The 15,456-nt window shown below is 43.9% G+C and carries 17 protein-coding genes; 6 read left to right on the forward strand and 11 right to left on the reverse strand.

Going from position 1 to position 15,456, the window contains the following annotated elements:
• Positions 1 to 22 precede the first annotated feature (22 nt).
• Entirely contained in the window at positions 23 to 448 is a 426-nt protein-coding gene (gene fabZ / locus M1M80_RS18940; protein WP_060399668.1) for a 3-hydroxyacyl-ACP dehydratase FabZ, read from the reverse strand.
• Between the two features lie 191 nt (positions 449 to 639).
• Between fabZ and rapD the strand changes: the two genes are divergently transcribed.
• Entirely contained in the window at positions 640 to 1,704 is a 1,065-nt protein-coding gene (rapD, locus tag M1M80_RS18945; protein WP_003235665.1) for an aspartate phosphatase RapD, read from the forward strand.
• A gap of 20 nt (positions 1,705 to 1,724) precedes the next feature.
• On the opposite strand, the gene flhP is transcribed toward rapD, so the two are convergent.
• The 5 genes from flhP to M1M80_RS18970 form a co-directional block, all read right to left on the reverse strand.
• Complete coding sequence (gene flhP / locus M1M80_RS18950) at positions 1,725 to 2,534, reverse strand: flagellar hook-basal body complex protein FlhP (protein WP_060399669.1); 810 nt, start codon at positions 2,532 to 2,534, stop codon at positions 1,725 to 1,727.
• A gap of 32 nt (positions 2,535 to 2,566) precedes the next feature.
• Positions 2,567 to 3,379 (reverse strand): flagellar hook-basal body complex protein FlhO, encoded by an 813-nt coding sequence (gene flhO / locus M1M80_RS18955; protein ID WP_060399670.1) that lies wholly within the window; start codon positions 3,377 to 3,379, stop codon positions 2,567 to 2,569.
• A 160-nt stretch (positions 3,380 to 3,539) separates the two neighbouring features.
• Positions 3,540 to 4,541: a cell shape-determining protein Mbl gene (mbl, locus tag M1M80_RS18960; RefSeq protein ID WP_003227776.1), complete on the reverse strand. Its 1,002-nt coding sequence runs from the start codon at positions 4,539 to 4,541 to the stop codon at positions 3,540 to 3,542.
• Positions 4,542 to 4,719: 178 nt separating this feature from the next.
• Positions 4,720 to 5,001, reverse strand: coding sequence for a sporulation transcriptional regulator SpoIIID (gene spoIIID, locus M1M80_RS18965; protein WP_003221804.1), 282 nt, complete (start codon positions 4,999 to 5,001; stop codon positions 4,720 to 4,722).
• Positions 5,002 to 5,015: 14 nt separating this feature from the next.
• The gene (locus M1M80_RS18970) at positions 5,016 to 5,126 is read right to left on the reverse strand and encodes a protein usd (protein WP_080010888.1); all 111 of its coding nucleotides are present in this window, start codon (positions 5,124 to 5,126) and stop codon (positions 5,016 to 5,018) included.
• 225 nt (positions 5,127 to 5,351) lie between these two features.
• Here M1M80_RS18970 and M1M80_RS18975 point away from each other — a divergent pair, with 225 nt between their 5' ends.
• Both M1M80_RS18975 and M1M80_RS18980 read left to right on the forward strand, forming a co-directional pair.
• Positions 5,352 to 5,765, forward strand: a complete 414-nt coding sequence (locus M1M80_RS18975) for a MarR family winged helix-turn-helix transcriptional regulator (RefSeq protein ID WP_003235672.1) — start codon at positions 5,352 to 5,354, stop codon at positions 5,763 to 5,765.
• A 21-nt stretch (positions 5,766 to 5,786) separates the two neighbouring features.
• Positions 5,787 to 6,977, forward strand: a complete 1,191-nt coding sequence (locus M1M80_RS18980) for an MFS transporter (protein ID WP_060399671.1) — start codon at positions 5,787 to 5,789, stop codon at positions 6,975 to 6,977.
• 95 nt (positions 6,978 to 7,072) lie between these two features.
• Here M1M80_RS18980 and M1M80_RS18985 read toward each other — a convergent pair whose 3' ends face one another.
• The 5 genes from M1M80_RS18985 to M1M80_RS19005 all read right to left on the reverse strand — a co-directional run bounded on the left by M1M80_RS18985 (position 7,073) and on the right by M1M80_RS19005 (position 12,812).
• A complete protein-coding gene (locus tag M1M80_RS18985) occupies positions 7,073 to 8,479 on the reverse strand; it encodes a right-handed parallel beta-helix repeat-containing protein (protein WP_060399672.1) in 1,407 nt (468 codons plus the stop codon).
• A gap of 104 nt (positions 8,480 to 8,583) precedes the next feature.
• Entirely contained in the window at positions 8,584 to 10,056 is a 1,473-nt protein-coding gene (pucI, locus tag M1M80_RS18990; RefSeq protein ID WP_060399673.1) for an allantoin permease, read from the reverse strand.
• Positions 10,057 to 10,238: 182 nt separating this feature from the next.
• Complete coding sequence (locus M1M80_RS18995; RefSeq protein ID WP_060399674.1) at positions 10,239 to 11,597, reverse strand: MFS transporter; 1,359 nt, start codon at positions 11,595 to 11,597, stop codon at positions 10,239 to 10,241.
• Positions 11,597 to 12,166, reverse strand: coding sequence for a hydrolase (locus M1M80_RS19000; RefSeq protein ID WP_060399675.1), 570 nt, complete (start codon positions 12,164 to 12,166; stop codon positions 11,597 to 11,599). The genes M1M80_RS18995 and M1M80_RS19000 overlap by 1 nt, the downstream gene beginning before the upstream one ends.
• Positions 12,167 to 12,350: 184 nt before the next feature.
• Positions 12,351 to 12,812, reverse strand: coding sequence for a hypothetical protein (locus M1M80_RS19005; protein WP_060399676.1), 462 nt, complete (start codon positions 12,810 to 12,812; stop codon positions 12,351 to 12,353).
• Between the two features lie 277 nt (positions 12,813 to 13,089).
• Between M1M80_RS19005 and amtB the strand changes: the two genes are divergently transcribed.
• The 3 genes from amtB to bcrC all read left to right on the forward strand — a co-directional run bounded on the left by amtB (position 13,090) and on the right by bcrC (position 15,427).
• Positions 13,090 to 14,304: an ammonium transporter AmtB gene (amtB, locus tag M1M80_RS19010; RefSeq protein ID WP_003235687.1), complete on the forward strand. Its 1,215-nt coding sequence runs from the start codon at positions 13,090 to 13,092 to the stop codon at positions 14,302 to 14,304.
• An 11-nt stretch (positions 14,305 to 14,315) separates the two neighbouring features.
• Positions 14,316 to 14,666, forward strand: coding sequence for a P-II family nitrogen regulator (locus tag M1M80_RS19015; RefSeq protein ID WP_003221829.1), 351 nt, complete (start codon positions 14,316 to 14,318; stop codon positions 14,664 to 14,666).
• 179 nt (positions 14,667 to 14,845) lie between these two features.
• The gene (bcrC, locus tag M1M80_RS19020) at positions 14,846 to 15,427 is read left to right on the forward strand and encodes an undecaprenyl-diphosphate phosphatase BcrC (RefSeq protein WP_060399677.1); all 582 of its coding nucleotides are present in this window, start codon (positions 14,846 to 14,848) and stop codon (positions 15,425 to 15,427) included.
• Positions 15,428 to 15,456: the final 29 nt, after the last annotated feature.

Consider the following 15,456-nt stretch of genomic DNA (forward strand, 5'->3'; position numbering starts at 1 on the left):
CTGCCCATCTGCCTTATTTCAGTTATTCTCCGAGAGCAAAAGTCAGTTCGACTTCGCAAACAACTTCGCCATCAACTGTGGCAATACCTTTTCCGCGCCCGATTGTGCCGCGCGCACGAGTGATTTCAACCTCAAGATGAAGCTGATCACCAGGCTTGACTTGTTTTTTAAACCGGCAATTGTCAATGCCCGCAAAGAACGCCAGTCTGCCGCGGTTTTCTTCTTTAATCAGCATCGCAACAGCTCCGACTTGAGCAAGCGCTTCTACAATTAATACGCCGGGCATTACCGGATACTGTGGAAAATGTCCGTTAAAGAACTCTTCATTAGCAGTTACATTTTTATAGCCTTTTGCCCGTTTGCCCTCTTCAACTTCCGTAATCCGGTCTACAAGCAAAAACGGATAACGGTGAGGAATAATTTCTTTAATTTGCTGAGTATCAAGCATTCTCTTGACATCTCCTTCATCTGCATTAGTATGTATAGCAATCATAAAAGATCCAATCTGTACATTTGAAAAGTATATTATGAATTAATCTCTTTTTCAACCGCGCTAAAATGTAACCAACTGTCAATGAGAGCCGTCAAAAGTTATGATATGATAATTATAGATTTTACCAATAGCAAAGAGGTAGGAAAATGATTTCGAAGTTTATTGAAAAAAGGATGCAAAACATGTTAGACGAGTGGTACTCCGCAATGAGCAAACGCAAAATGAATCACGTTTGCACACTGAAAGAGAAAATTGACCAGCACCTTCCGAAGCTCAAAAAGAATACAAAACTTTGGATGCGTTATCAATTGTTTCAGGCCCGCCATCAGCTGCTTTTTGAAAACCAGAACGGACTTGATTCATTGTTCGATGATCTGTACGGTCTGGAAGACAAAATGGATGATGAATTGAAATATTATCTGTATTTTTTCTCAGGACTATACGAAATGGTAAAAACAGCTCCGAAACATGCAGTGAATCATTTTAAAAAAGCTGAACAGTACCTGGCCGCCATTCAAAATACGTTTGAAGCCGCTGATTTATATTATCAAACCGCCGGCGCCTATTACTTGATGAAATCACCGCCGCTTTCCATCCAATACGTCAAAAAAGCATTACACATCTATTTACATCAATTCGGCTATATAAAAAAGGTGATCACCTGCAAGCTTTTGCTCGCCGTTAATTATATTGATCAAGAACGCTACGAAAAAGCTGAACAGCTTTTCAAAGACATCATTAGGAAAACCCAGCAATTACATGACGAAAACCTGCTATGCCACGCTTATTATAACCTTGGCTTTTTAAAAGCAACCGAAAAAAAAGACCAGGAAGCGCTTCTTTACTTTAAAAAGGTATTAAAGAATCAAGAATTTGAAACGAATTCTCCAGTCTCGTATCTGCATTGTGTGTACGAATCTGTCAGAGCGCTTTTTAAAACAGGAAAGGTCACAGAAGCGAAAGCCGTCCTGGAAAAAGGGAAAGAATTATCTGAAAAGGTAGACATTCAAACCATTTACTTAAAATTAAAAACGCTTGAAGCGCTCTACACATCAGTTGAAGACCCCTATGATCAGCTGCTTGAATATGTGCTTGAATTAGAAAAAATTGAAGCGTGGGTGGATTTAGAGGTGCTTTTAGAAGATATCACGGAATACTACAAAAAAAAGGACGATTTCGAAAAAGCCGCTTTTTTTATCATGCGCGGCTGATTGAAAACGCCCATTTCTTTTTATCTGACTGAATTAATTAAACCGAGCATTTGATCTCCCATTGTAATCGTTCTGCTGTTCAGCTGATATGAACGCTGGGACGTGATCAAATCTGTCATTTGTTCAGAAATATCGACATTAGACATCTCAAGCGAGCCCTGCTGCATGCCGATGTTTTGTCTATTCGCGCCATTCAGCTCTTCAAAAGCTGCCGCATTATCAATAGAGAAAAGGTTATTCCCTTCCGATTTCAGCTCTTGAGGGTTATTCACTTGGACAACCCCGAGATTAAACTGCTGTACTGCGTTTCCGTCAGATGCGGTTAAGGTGCCGTTTTTATTGATGGTGATATTCTTCATTGAGCTGTCGATGTTGACTGTATTTCCGTTTTCATCAAGCACCGGATACCCATTACCAGTAACGAGCTGAAGCTGGTTGGCATTCGCAGCTGACGGCGTTAAGTACAGCGCTCCGTCTCTCGTATACTGCCGGTTTCCATTCACGTTCACCTGAAGATATTGGTATGGAGACGTAAACGCGATATCCAGATCGCGATCCGTCTTCTGAATGCTTCCTTGATCAGATACAAGGCGTGAATTCATCATCGCTCCGACGCCGAGGCGCAAGCCGGGCGGCGTTTTTCGGGCTTTTGCCACTTCCTCATTTTTTTCATCAACCTGATCGAATTGCTGTCTGACTAGCTCAGAAAAATTCGTATCTTTTGCCTTATAGCCGGTTGTGTTGCTGTTTGAAAGGTTGCTGCTGATTGTGTCAATCTGCTGCTGCAGCTGGTTTAAGGTTGTTGATGCCGTTAGCATTGACCTGAGCATAGTTGATGTCCCCCGTTTTTTCTTCCGTTATCTTAGATTTTTCCGATTTCATTAGCTGCTTTATCCATACTTTTATCGTAAGCTTGAATAACCTTCTGATTGGCCTCAAACGATCTGTACGCTTCAGTCATTTCTGTATAGGCGCTTGTCACATCCACGTTTGAAAGCTCAGAGACGCCTTGTTTTAATGAATAGGATACCTGGTTATTATCAGCTGCGCTTGGCAGATCAGTTCCGTCCGCGGTGCTGTACAAGTTATTTCCGTCCCGTTTCAGGTTGCGGACATCCTCCGCCATTCTGACATCAATCTGGCCGGCTGTCCGTCCGTTCGTTGTCACAGTACCGTTTTCAGATACAGTAAAATTTTCATTATCCACAGTGATTGGCTGGCCATCCGTTGATAAAATAGGATTTCCGTTGATCGTCAGCTGATTATTCTCATTTAGTGAAAATGTGCTGCTTTTTGAATAACGGATTCCGTCCGCTGTCTGAACCGGATAAAAAAGAGCCGCGTTTTCATTGGTTTCCGCATGAACCGGAACTTGATTTTCAACCAATGTGATATCTGTAGGCTGATCTGTGGGCTTCAGGCTTCCCTGTGTGAAAAGAGGCTTAAGTTCCTGCATATACACACCGGTATTCACGGAACCGACTTCCGTCCTCGTTGTTCCGGCCGGAGATTTTGATTCTATTCTGTTGAGCAGCATCTCAGGGAACGCGCGCATGGAGCCTTGATCTGCTTTATATCCGGATGTATTTGCATTTGCAATATTATTTGAAAGCATTTCCGTTCTTCGCTGCTGGGCAATCATTGCGGATGTTGCTGTATATAATCCTTTTAACAAATTTCCCACCTCTAAAATGGCATTTTTTCCAGTTGTCATATAGGAACGTTCGTTCTATGATAAAAATCAGTATTTTATCCTATTATCGTCATATATTATCCATTCGTGAAGGCTTTTTCATAAAAAAACCCCATTCTTTTTCAGAATGAGGTTTGTGAAATCAGCTTAGTTTGCGTTTAGGAAGCTTGTCCATATTATCAAGCATGACACCTGTGCCGATGGCTACGCAATCCATAGGATTTTCAGCGACGAGGACCGGTACCTTCAGCTCTTCAGCAAGCAGCTGGTCAAGGCCGTTTAAGAGTGCGCCTCCGCCAGTAATAATAACGCCGCGGTCAATAATATCAGCGGAAAGTTCAGGCGGTGTTCTTTCAAGCACTTGTTTCGCAGCCTGCACAATAACAGCGACAGATTCACGAAGGGCTTCTTCAACTTCTTTACTGTTTACTGTAATTGTTCTTGGAAGACCGGAAACCATGTCCCGTCCACGAATGGAAATTTCTTCGTGACGTGCGTCTGGGAAAACCGTTGCGACTTTAATCTTAATATCTTCCGCAGTACGTTCGCCGATCAGCAGCTTGTACTCGCGTTTGATGTAATTTAAGATTTCCATGTCAAACTTGTCCCCAGCCATTTTAATAGAAGAGGAGGTGACAATATCGCCCATTGAAATAACCGCGATATCCGTCGTCCCGCCTCCGATGTCTACAACCATGTTACCGCTTGGCTGGAATATTTCCATACCCGCGCCGATAGCGGCAACTTTAGGTTCTTCTTCAAGGTATACATGTTTACCGCCGCTTTTTTCTGCAGCTTCTTTGATTGCTTTTTGCTCAACGGATGTAATATTCGTCGGGCAGCAAATGAGCATGCGCGGTTTTGAGAACAAGCCCTTTACATTCAGCTTGTTAATAAAATGCTTCAGCATTGCTTCTGTTACTTCAAAATCAGCAATAACTCCGTCTTTCAGCGGGCGAATCGCAACAATATTCCCAGGTGTACGTCCAACCATTCGTCTTGCCTCTTCGCCAACCGCCAGCACTTTGCCGCTGTTTTTATCAAGTGCTACTACGGAAGGTTCATTCAGAACAATTCCTTTACCTTTAACATGGATCAGTACATTTGCAGTACCGAGGTCAATACCAATATCCCTTGCAAACATCTATTTATATCCTCCTTGAAAATCTGTTTCACAGTAAATATCCACATTGTGCCCTAATTATATATATTATCATAAAATATAGAAAAAAAGTTGGAAGCGCATTAAGTTCTTTACAATTTTTTGCGGATGTTTTATGAACGATTTCAAGAAGACAATGCCAGCTGATGATAGCAGGTGATTATGATTGCTGAACAGGCTCTCCTTCGAGAATTTCATCTTTTTTATATTTGAGTTTTGTCGCTTCTCCTCCTCTTAAATGCCTGATGGATTTATGATAATCGAGTATTTCTTTCACTTCGTTTGCCAAGTCAGGGTTAATTTCAGGCAGACGCTCTGTTAAATCCTTGTGTACTGTACTTTTGGAAACACCAAATTCCTTCGCAATGACACGAACGGTTTTCTTTGTCTCCACGATGTACTTCCCTATCTTGATTGTTCGCTCTTTGATGTAATCGTGCACACCACTCGACCTCCCTAAAATGGATGTGAGAAGTGTGAAATGAGATCCGTATTCTGTAAAGAGTCATTCATTATGCCGCTTCTTCGTTGTATGGTTTTAAAAGTAAGTTTGTGAAATGTGCCCACGATCCCTCACCTCAAACACTCTCTTTGTTAGGTTTGTAACAGTGTATTAGCATTCTTTTGGGAATATGCTAAAAACTCAATAAGGACAAGGGGTGAAACGAACTTTTTCAGCTTCGGCAAACTATTTCGCGTCACTAAATTTTTATCTTTACATCCATTCAGCGCTCCTGTAAAATAAAAAAAGCAATTAGTTACTTAGGTAAGTTTTTTTAGAAGGAGACCGAAATGACCTACGTCAACAGACACCTCATTCATCAAATCAACCAAAGCGCCCGCCTGATTGCCAAGAAAGCCAATGAACAGCTGGAGCCATTCGGCCTTTATTCATCTCAATGGTCAGTTTTATATTGTTTGCGTACGATCGGACCAATGACTCAAAAAGAGATTTGGTCCTATTTAAATGTGGAAGCGCCGACTGTAACACGGACGATCAAACGCCTGGAGGAAAACGGCTGGGTTCAGAGACGGCAAGGTGAAGACAAACGGGAAAAACTTGTTGTCCTCACAAAAGAAGCCGAGAAAAAATACGAAGAAATCAATGTGAAAATGCTGAAATTCGAGGAAGAACTGCTTGCAGATTTCCGGGATGAAGATAAGGAAGCTTTTTCTCATTTATTTCGCATGTTTTTACAACAATGAAAATAAGGAAGTGACATACATTTGAAAAAAGCGGATGCGATATGGACCAAGGATTTTATTATGGTCCTGCTTGTCAATTTATTTGTGTTTGTGTTCTTTTATACATTTTTAACTGTACTGCCGATCTATACGCTTCAAGAGCTTGGCGGCACAGAATCACAAGGCGGGCTTTTAATCAGCCTGTTCCTTCTGTCAGCAATCATTACACGGCCTTTCTCCGGAGCCATCGTTGAGCGTTTCGGCAAGAAAAGAATGGCGATTGTATCAATGGCTTTATTCGCCCTTTCATCTTTTCTGTATATGCCGATTCATAATTTATACTTATTGCTCGGCTTGCGGTTCTTCCAAGGGATTTGGTTCAGCATTTTAACGACTGTAACAGGTGCAATTGCAGCGGACATTATTCCAGCCAAACGCCGCGGTGAAGGGCTTGGATACTTTGCCATGTCTATGAACCTCGCCATGGCAATCGGGCCTTTCCTTGGACTGAATTTGATGAAGGTCGTAAGCTTCTCTGTATTCTTTACAGCCTTTGCGCTGTTTATGGTTGCAGGCTTACTTGTTTCGTTCTTGATAAAGGTGCCCCAAAACCAAGACAGCGGCACAACTGTATTTCGTTTTTCGTTCTCGGATATGTTTGAAAAAGGCGCACTTAAGATTGCGACGGTCGGTTTATTTATTTCTTTCTGTTATTCAACTGTCACAGCGTATTTGTCTGTATTCGCCAAATCAGTTGATCTTTCGAATATCAGCGGATATTTCTTTGTTTGCTTTGCGGTGACAATGATGATTGCACGCCCATTCACAGGAAAATTGTTCGACAAAGTCGGACCGGGCATTGTCATTTACCCATCAATCTTGATTTTCTCAGTGGGGCTCTGCATGCTGTCCTTCACACATAGCGGCTTGATGCTTCTGCTTTCAGGAGCGGTTATCGGTCTCGGATACGGATCAATCGTTCCTTGTATGCAAACATTGGCGATCCAGAAATCTCCGGCTCACCGCTCAGGTTTTGCGACGGCAACGTTCTTTACCTTCTTTGACAGCGGAATTGCTGTAGGGTCGTATGTATTCGGATTGTTTGTAGCATCTGCCGGCTTCTCTGCCATTTATTTATCAGCGGGGCTGTTCGTTCTGATTGCTCTGCTTCTCTATGCGTGGAGCCAGAAAAAACCTGCTGAGGCTGAAGGAAAAGTGTCTATTGCAGAATAACGCTCAGACTGCCGGGAGATGCCGGCAGTCTTTTTTTGCATATAAAAAGCGGCGTCCTGCTCCGTTGAACGGAAGAGAACGCCGCTAATGGCATATTATTCAATGACCGGCCGCGCAGGTGAATCAGGATCTAACGTAAAGTCAGAGGAATCTTCATCACGATACATCGGATCGGCATAAATGGATTGCTGATCGTTATTTGTTGCTTTTCGATACGACGAAAATGAATCGTATTCATTCTTTTTCCACATCCATATACCGTCTTGATCCGCTTCCTTATGGTACACGTTATGATTCACCGTATTGCCTTCATTTTCTGTAAAATCGTTTCCGATAAATAATCTGGAATCACTGGCCGTCAAAATATTCTTTTCGATTGTGTTGTTTTTCGTATCGTACTGCAACAGCAGCTGTCCGCCATACAGCCCCTTTGTGTCATTCCGGTACATAATGTTGTGTGCAATCAGAGAATTGCTGGTGCCGCCCCGCTTTTTGTCGTATCCTCCGATTGAAATACCGGTGTAAGCATTGTTGTACACTTTGTTATCTGTAATCTGAATAGCATTTGCATATTTCCCTTTATGCTCAGACGTTGCTTCAATCCCAATATCGTTATCGTAAACTGTGTTTTTCTTAATCTCGATGCTGTGTCCGCCATCGACATAAATCCCGCCTGCTGAGTAATCATCTCCATAAGCAGGGTTTCCGTAAGTCGAGTTTTGATAAATCGTATTGTTTTCTACGACTCCATTTCGCACGTAATCGTTTTTGTCCGCGGTTCCCTCATAACCGATAAGGTCAATCCCGATGTTGTTATTGTTGCGGACCACATTGCCCGCAACGGTGAAGCCGTCAATATTTCCGTTTAGCACAACCGCTTCACTCGCTCCAAGCGTCAGATTCTCAACCGTATTGTCCTTGATTTGAATGTCTTTCATGCTGCCAGTTCCATAGACTGCGATTCCGTGGGCATTTCCTTCATCTGCTGTTGTCTTAATATCCCGGACATGATTGTTCTTAATGGCAATATGACTGCTGGAGCCTGATACATAAATCCCCATAGCAGTTGCTTCCTCAGATGAAACAGAAAGATCTTGAATCGTTAAACCGCTGATGGCAATGTCATGTTTATCGTGAATATGAATAAGCGGTGTTTCATATTCTGCGTCCGCAACGGATTCTCCGCTAATCACGACTTTTTCATTTTCATAGTTTCGGAACGTGATAGGCTTTCCGTCCGTACCGCTGTGCTTTACCTCAAGGGTTTCATGATACGTGCCTTCCCGAATCATGACGGTTGTGCCGGCGGCAGCCTCCTCTGAAGCATGTGCCAGTGTACGAAACGGCTTATCTTTCGTGCCTTCATTTTGATCACTGCCCTCTGGCGAAACATAGATGCAGTTCCCTTGCTCTTCCTCATTCGCTTTTGTCTTATCAAAAACAAAGGCAAGGATGACGGACGTTAACACACCTGCCAAAAGAATAAAATACCATTTTCTCATATTCGATTCCCATTTCGTTTTAGAATAGATTTCTAAAACAATTATAAATGTTCTATTTATGGAAAACCATTTCAAAAATATGAAAATATACCGTGAGATAGATCTTATTCAGCCTGACGAACCTGCCCAGATTCAAACGTCTCAATCGCCGACGAAGCCGGCGGGTGAACACGCATCAGAACAATATAGAAAAGAAATGAAATCAGCACGCCGACAAACCAGGAAATATCGTATAAGCTTTTCAATGCAGGAACATACATGCCAATCAGTGAAATCAGCGCCCCCAGAATCGTGGCTGCAAACGCACGGTAATTGTAGCCTTTAAAATACACATAACGCCCTGTTTCAGAATACAGGTCATCTACCGAGAGCTCCCGTTTGCGAATGATAAAGTAATCAGCCATCATCACGCCTGCCACCGGACCAAGCATGCCGCCAATTAAGCCGAGAAACGCATATACGCTTGTCGCGCTCTCCATCAGCTTCCACGGAACCGTAAATAAAGCGAGCAACGCAGTGATAAAACTACCGCGTTTAAAATTAATATATTTCGGCAGGGCATTCGCTATATCATAAGCGGGCGATACGATGTTCGCGGCGACGTTTACAGAGATCGTGGCGATGCAGAGCGTAATCACGGACAATACGATGACATAAGGGTTATCAAACCTCGCCAAAATATCGACAACATCCCAAATCGGCTCGCCGAAAGCGACCTGTGAACCGGAAGTCACAGTAATACTGGCAAACGCAAACAGCGCGAAGGTTCCCGGCAAACCGTAAAATTGCCCTTTGATTTGCTCTTTTTGCGTTTCAGCAAACCGTGTGAAATCAGGGATATTTAAGATCAATGTCGCCCAGATGCCGATGATACCGGTAACCCCGGCAGCAAACGGCCAGAATGTTTCTGAAAATGTATGGAACTTTCCTGGCTGAGAATAAATTGGCCCCAACCCTCCGGCAATATCGACGGCCCACCATACCATGCCGCCAAAGACGACATACACTAAAGGACCTGCCCACACCTCAAAACGCTTAATCGATTCCATGCCGTGATGCAATACGAGTAAATGAATGGCCCAAAAGAATATAAAAGAAAGCAAACCTGACAAGTGAATGCCGAGAATGTTCCATCCGCCGCCAATTTCTCCCCAGCCCGGCCATATATTCAAAAGCAAAATGTTCAGCGCCGTGCTTCCCGCAAAGGTCTGAATGCCAAGCCACATGATCGCTGTAAACGCCCTTAGAAGCGCAGGGATATTCGCGCCGTATATTCCGTAAGAAGCCCGGATAATCACAGGAAACGGCAGCCCGTATTTTGTCCCCGCATGGCCGTTTAAGGCTAGAGCGCCAAATAAGATAAGCGATGCCGTAATAATGATCGCCAGCACCTGCCAAGGCGAAAGACCGATCGCAATTAACCCGCCCACCGTCGCGTAGGTCGGTATATTATGTATACATCCCATCCAAATAGAGGCAAAGTTCATTGCTTTCCATGTCCGTTTTTCCTGTCCTAAAGGCAGCAGATCTTCATTGCTCAGTTTGTTGGATTGATGCTGGCTCTCTTTTAATTTCATAGCCGGCTCCCCTTTCAATATTGTCTGTTTTTTCGTCGTATGTTTCATTTCCTGACATTCGATGTCACTTAATATAACTGAAAAGTCAGACAATAACATTGGCTATGATATACAATTTTCCCGTTTGTATTTGAACAGTCTAAACAAGAAAAAGAGACAGACGCAGTGTCTGTCTCTTTTTCTCATGATGCAGTTTTCATTAATGCAGCAAATCTCACAGCCATAAACAGGCTCGCTCCGCCCGCTATGATCATGATGATTCCCATCATATCAAAATGGGCTGCCGTGATTTCCTTTCCAAAAAGAAGACCAAGGATCACCGAAGACAAAATCGACCCTAAGTAACGGCAGGTTTGAAACAGCCCTGAAGTCGTCCCTACCATGTTAGAAGGACTCGTTTCGAGCATTGCTGCCTGCAGCGCGACATTTCCAAGTCCGTACCCTATACCCAAGATTGACAGTATAAAGCCTTTCCCGATAACCTGAGCGTTGATAAAAAAGATGGTTAAGAGCACGGCTCCAGCCGTCATCAAAAGCGCACCCGCAAAGATCGGCTTGACCACGCCTGATCGGTCGATCCATTTGCCCGTAATAGGTGACACAACGATGCTCATCCCTGACATAAACAACATAAACAGACCGCTCATTTGAACAGAAAGATGCATTTCGTCTTGAAAATAACTCGGCAGCCCAAAAAATAAACAATAGAAGAAAACATTCAGTAAAATAAACTGAACATATACGGCTGACAGGTTTCGCTGCGTCCTAAACAGGCGGACATCAATGAACGGCTTATCCGTTTTCAGCTCATGCCAGACAAAAGCACCGAGCAGAAGCACCCCAAGCACACCTTCAACCGCATGCGGCGACGTGCTGAAAGACAGAAGAAAGGATAGAAGGAATATGATTCCCCCGGCAAATAAAACGATGCCAAGAATGTCGAGCTGCCGTACAATCGTTTTGATTCCTGCCCCTTTTTTCTGATCTTTCGGGAACATATACACGCCCAACAAGAAGCTGAGGATAATAAACGGCAAATTGACGATAAAGATTGCCGGCCAGCCGCCCCACACAATCAAAAATCCGCCGACTGTCGGCCCGAGCGCCGTCATGGCAGACGCAAAAATAGAGAGCACAGCCAAGGCTGATGCCTGCCGCTCATGAATATGACTTCGAATCAGCCCGACTCCCGACGGATAAATCGCACTGCTTCCTACCGATTGAAACAGCCGCATGATCAATAATGTCATAAATGTTGGCGCAAACGGTGCCCCGATGGCAGAAACCGCAACAAGAATGAGCCCAAATAAAAACAAGCGTTTCCGCCCGATCAAATCGCCGAGCTTTCCCGTTACAGGCTGAGCCACGGCACTCGCCAGGTAAAACGAGGAGATCAGCCAGGAAACCGTTGTAAACGACAGGTGAAACTCATGCTGGATGCTATGGAGCGCAAGAGAAATCATAGACGAATTCAGCGGATTCAGCATCGTTCCCGAAGCCACCGCTGTTAAAAAAACAGCACGGCTTTTTTTCGATATCATCATTTCACTTGCGCTAGAAATTCTTCCGTTGTCCGCGATTTACCGATTCTCGGAAAAATAAAGCGCAGTGTGGCTTCATGCTCTTCCTGGCTGAACGTGGACATGGCATCTGTAATAAAAATCTGCTGATAGCCAAGCTGGAATGCCTCGCGTGCTGTGCTTTCCACCCCGATGTTCGTCGCGATGCCGCACAATACAATCGTGTCAATGCCGCGGCGCCTCAACTGTAAATCTAAATCCGTGCCGAAGAATGCACCCCACTGCCGTTTTGTTACAGTGTAATCTCCATCCTGCACACCAATTTCCGGAACAAATTCGGCCCAATCCGCAGGCATTTCCCCTGAACCTCCCTGCGCAGGCTCATCTGTTTGCGGCTTCAGCGCATCCGCTCCGTCATGAAAGGCTACATTCACAAAGCTGATGAACCCGTTATGTTTTCGAAATTCATCTACGAGCTTTTTCGCATTTGGGACAACCTGTCCGCTTTGATCTATCGGCACAATTCCTTTTTGCAAATCAATGATAACCAATGCTGTTTTTTGAAAATCAATGTTGAGTGTATTCATCATACGTCTCCTCCTGATGCTGTTAGTGTTTCTCACATTGCTTATTTTACTCTTCACTCTGCCTAAGTTCTTTTAGTATGCTTGTAAAATTCTCAGAAGGAGCGCTTTTCTTATGATTTTTCATTTATGTAATAGTAACAGGTCGTGCATACGAACAAACCGGCAAGCACTGTAATCATAAGGGGTGTCATCGCTTCATCACCTGCCCGCCGTTTAACGGCTCCTGTCTGAAAATGCCCATGAATTTGCGGCGGTCCACCCAAAGCAGGATGAGACACATGACCATTAATATCGTGCTAAGATCCTGCACACCAATATTAAAACAATAGTTAATCAAGACGATGTTCACAATAATCGGCATAAAAACAACTGCCCCTAATGCAGCTGTTCTCGGAATCAGTAATAAAACAGCTGCAAGGATTTCACCGAAACCTATAAACAGTTCGTAAACATGAGAATAACCAAAAAATGTCCACACAATGGTAAACCCCTTTCCAGCGGCTGCCTCAATTTCAGGCGTCACTTCACCAAACTGGCCTATCACCACTTTCACCAGGCCGTACACGAAAAAATTAAAGGCTAAAAACAATCGGAACGTCGCCGGAATCGATTTTCTTACCGCTCTCCTTAGCCTGTCCCCTTTATTCATAACGCATCCCTCCTCAGTGTATTATTCGAGTTAGTACACTTAATACAGTATAAAACATTCTAATAATTGTCAATTCTCTTTTCTGCTCATATGGACAGCTTCTTTTATAGATATAAAGTCTTATATCGCAAAAAAATGCCGTTTTCCATTCTTTACATCCCTCGATAACATTCCCTAAAAAACCATGTTAGGAAATCTTACATGAAAATGTTTTATCATTCTTTTTTCTCTATAATGAAGAAATATAATAATTCTGAAAGATACGGAGGAATGAGACATGCAAATGGGCGATACAGTTTTTATGTTCTTTTGCGCTTTACTCGTGTGGCTGATGACCCCGGGATTAGCGTTATTTTATGGAGGAATGGTAAAAAGCAAAAATGTGCTGAGCACTGCAATGCACAGTTTCTCTTCCATTGCCATCGTTTCCATCGTTTGGGTGCTGTTCGGATATACACTTGCCTTCGCACCAGGCAATTCAATCATTGGCGGACTAGAGTGGGCCGGTCTGAAAGGGGTTGGATTTGATCCGGGAGATTATAGCGATACCATTCCCCACTCATTGTTTATGATGTTTCAAATGACGTTCGCTGTTCTGACAACAGCAATTATTTCCGGGGCTTTCGCAGAGCGAATGCGATTCGGCGCTTTTCTTTTATTCTCGGTTTTATGGGCTTCTTTGGTTTACACGCCGGTTGCGCACTGGGTATGGGGCGGCGGCTGGATCGGCCAGCTTGGCGCGCTCGATTTCGCCGGCGGCAACGTTGTTCATATTTCCTCCGGTGTGGCAGGCCTTGTTCTCGCTATTGTGCTCGGCAAACGGAAAGACGGCACAGCGTCTTCTCCGCACAACCTCATTTATACGTTCTTAGGCGGGGCTTTGATTTGGTTCGGCTGGTTCGGTTTTAACGTCGGCAGCGCCCTGACCTTAGACGGTGTGGCCATGTACGCTTTCATCAACACAAACACTGCCGCAGCAGCTGGGATTGCCGGCTGGATCTTAGTAGAATGGATCATTAACAAAAAACCGACGATGCTCGGAGCGGTATCCGGCGCAATCGCCGGGCTTGTGGCGATTACGCCGGCTGCCGGATTTGTCACACCGTTCTCTTCCATTATTATCGGCATCATTGGCGGAGCGGTTTGTTTCTGGGGCGTATTCTCACTTAAAAAGAAATTCGGATACGATGATGCGCTCGATGCCTTTGGCCTGCACGGCATCGGCGGCACATGGGGCGGAATCGCAACAGGATTATTCGCGACAACCTCTGTTAATTCAGCGGGTGCGGACGGCTTATTCTACGGAGATGCAAGCTTAATCTGGAAACAAATCGTAGCCATCGCCGCCACTTATGTTTTTGTATTTATTGTCACTTTCGTTATTATTAAAATTGTAGGCCTCTTCCTTCCCCTTCGCGCAACCGAAGAAGAAGAATCACTCGGGCTTGACTTAACGATGCACGGGGAAAAAGCATATCAAGATTCTATGTGAGGAGTGACGCTATGAGCGGTCAAATGTTCAAGGTAGAAATTGTAACGCGTCCGGCAAATTTTGAAAAGCTGAAGCAGGAACTCGGAAAAATCGGGGTCACCTCTCTGACCTTCTCCAATGTTCACGGCTGCGGCCTTCAAAAAGCACATACGGAGCTCTATCGAGGGGTAAAAATAGAAAGCAATGTATATGAACGTTTAAAAATTGAAATCGTGGTCAGCAAGGTTCCTGTTGATCAAGTGACTGAGACCGCTAAAAGGGTCCTGAAAACAGGATCACCTGGTGACGGAAAAATATTTGTCTATGAAATCAGCAATACGATCAACATCCGCACCGGCGAGGAAGGACCTGAAGCACTGTAATTGTTTAGAAGAGATTCGGAACTCCGGATCTCTTTTTTTGCGTATAGAAAAAACCCCCAGAAACGCTGTCTCCCCTTCGAATTCTCTTCAAGCGTCACGCATTTTAGCAAAGTCTTTTTTGATTTGAAACTTTTTATGAGTATAATGAGTCTATTATTAAAAATGTAAAAGGTGATTATTTGAATTACGAAATTTTTAAAGCTATTCATGGACTATCTCATCACAATTCGGTTCTCGATTCTATTATGGTCTTCATAACGGAATATGCCATTGTCGCCTATGCCCTTATCCTATTGGCAATCTGGCTGTTCGGGAACACGCAAAGCAGAAAAAATGTGCTTTACGCGGGCCTTACAGGAATTGCGGGTCTCGTCATCAACTTTTTGATTACGCAAGTTTATTTCGAACCGCGCCCGTTCGTTGCGCACACAGTGCATACGCTGATTCCGCATGATGCGGATGCATCATTTCCGAGTGACCACACAACAGGTGCGTTAGCAATTTCTATTGCGATGCTTTTCAGAAACCGCAAAATCGGCTGGCCCCTTGTTATTTTCGGGCTTTTGACAGGCTTTTCGAGAATTTGGGTAGGGCATCACTATCCGGTAGATGTATTAGGCAGCCTTGTTGTCGCCATCATTATCGGGTTCCTATTCTTTAGATTTTCAGATCTGCTTCGCCCATTCGTCGATTTGATTGTGAAAATCTATGAAGCCATCATTAATAAACTGACGAAAAAACCAACCGATCAAAATTTCTAGAAAAGACAAAAGCCGGCGTCTGAATCCAA

Origin of the sequence: Bacillus inaquosorum (assembly GCF_023238325.1) — a bacterium.
In the GTDB taxonomy this organism is placed as follows: Bacteria; Bacillota; Bacilli; order Bacillales; family Bacillaceae; genus Bacillus; species Bacillus inaquosorum.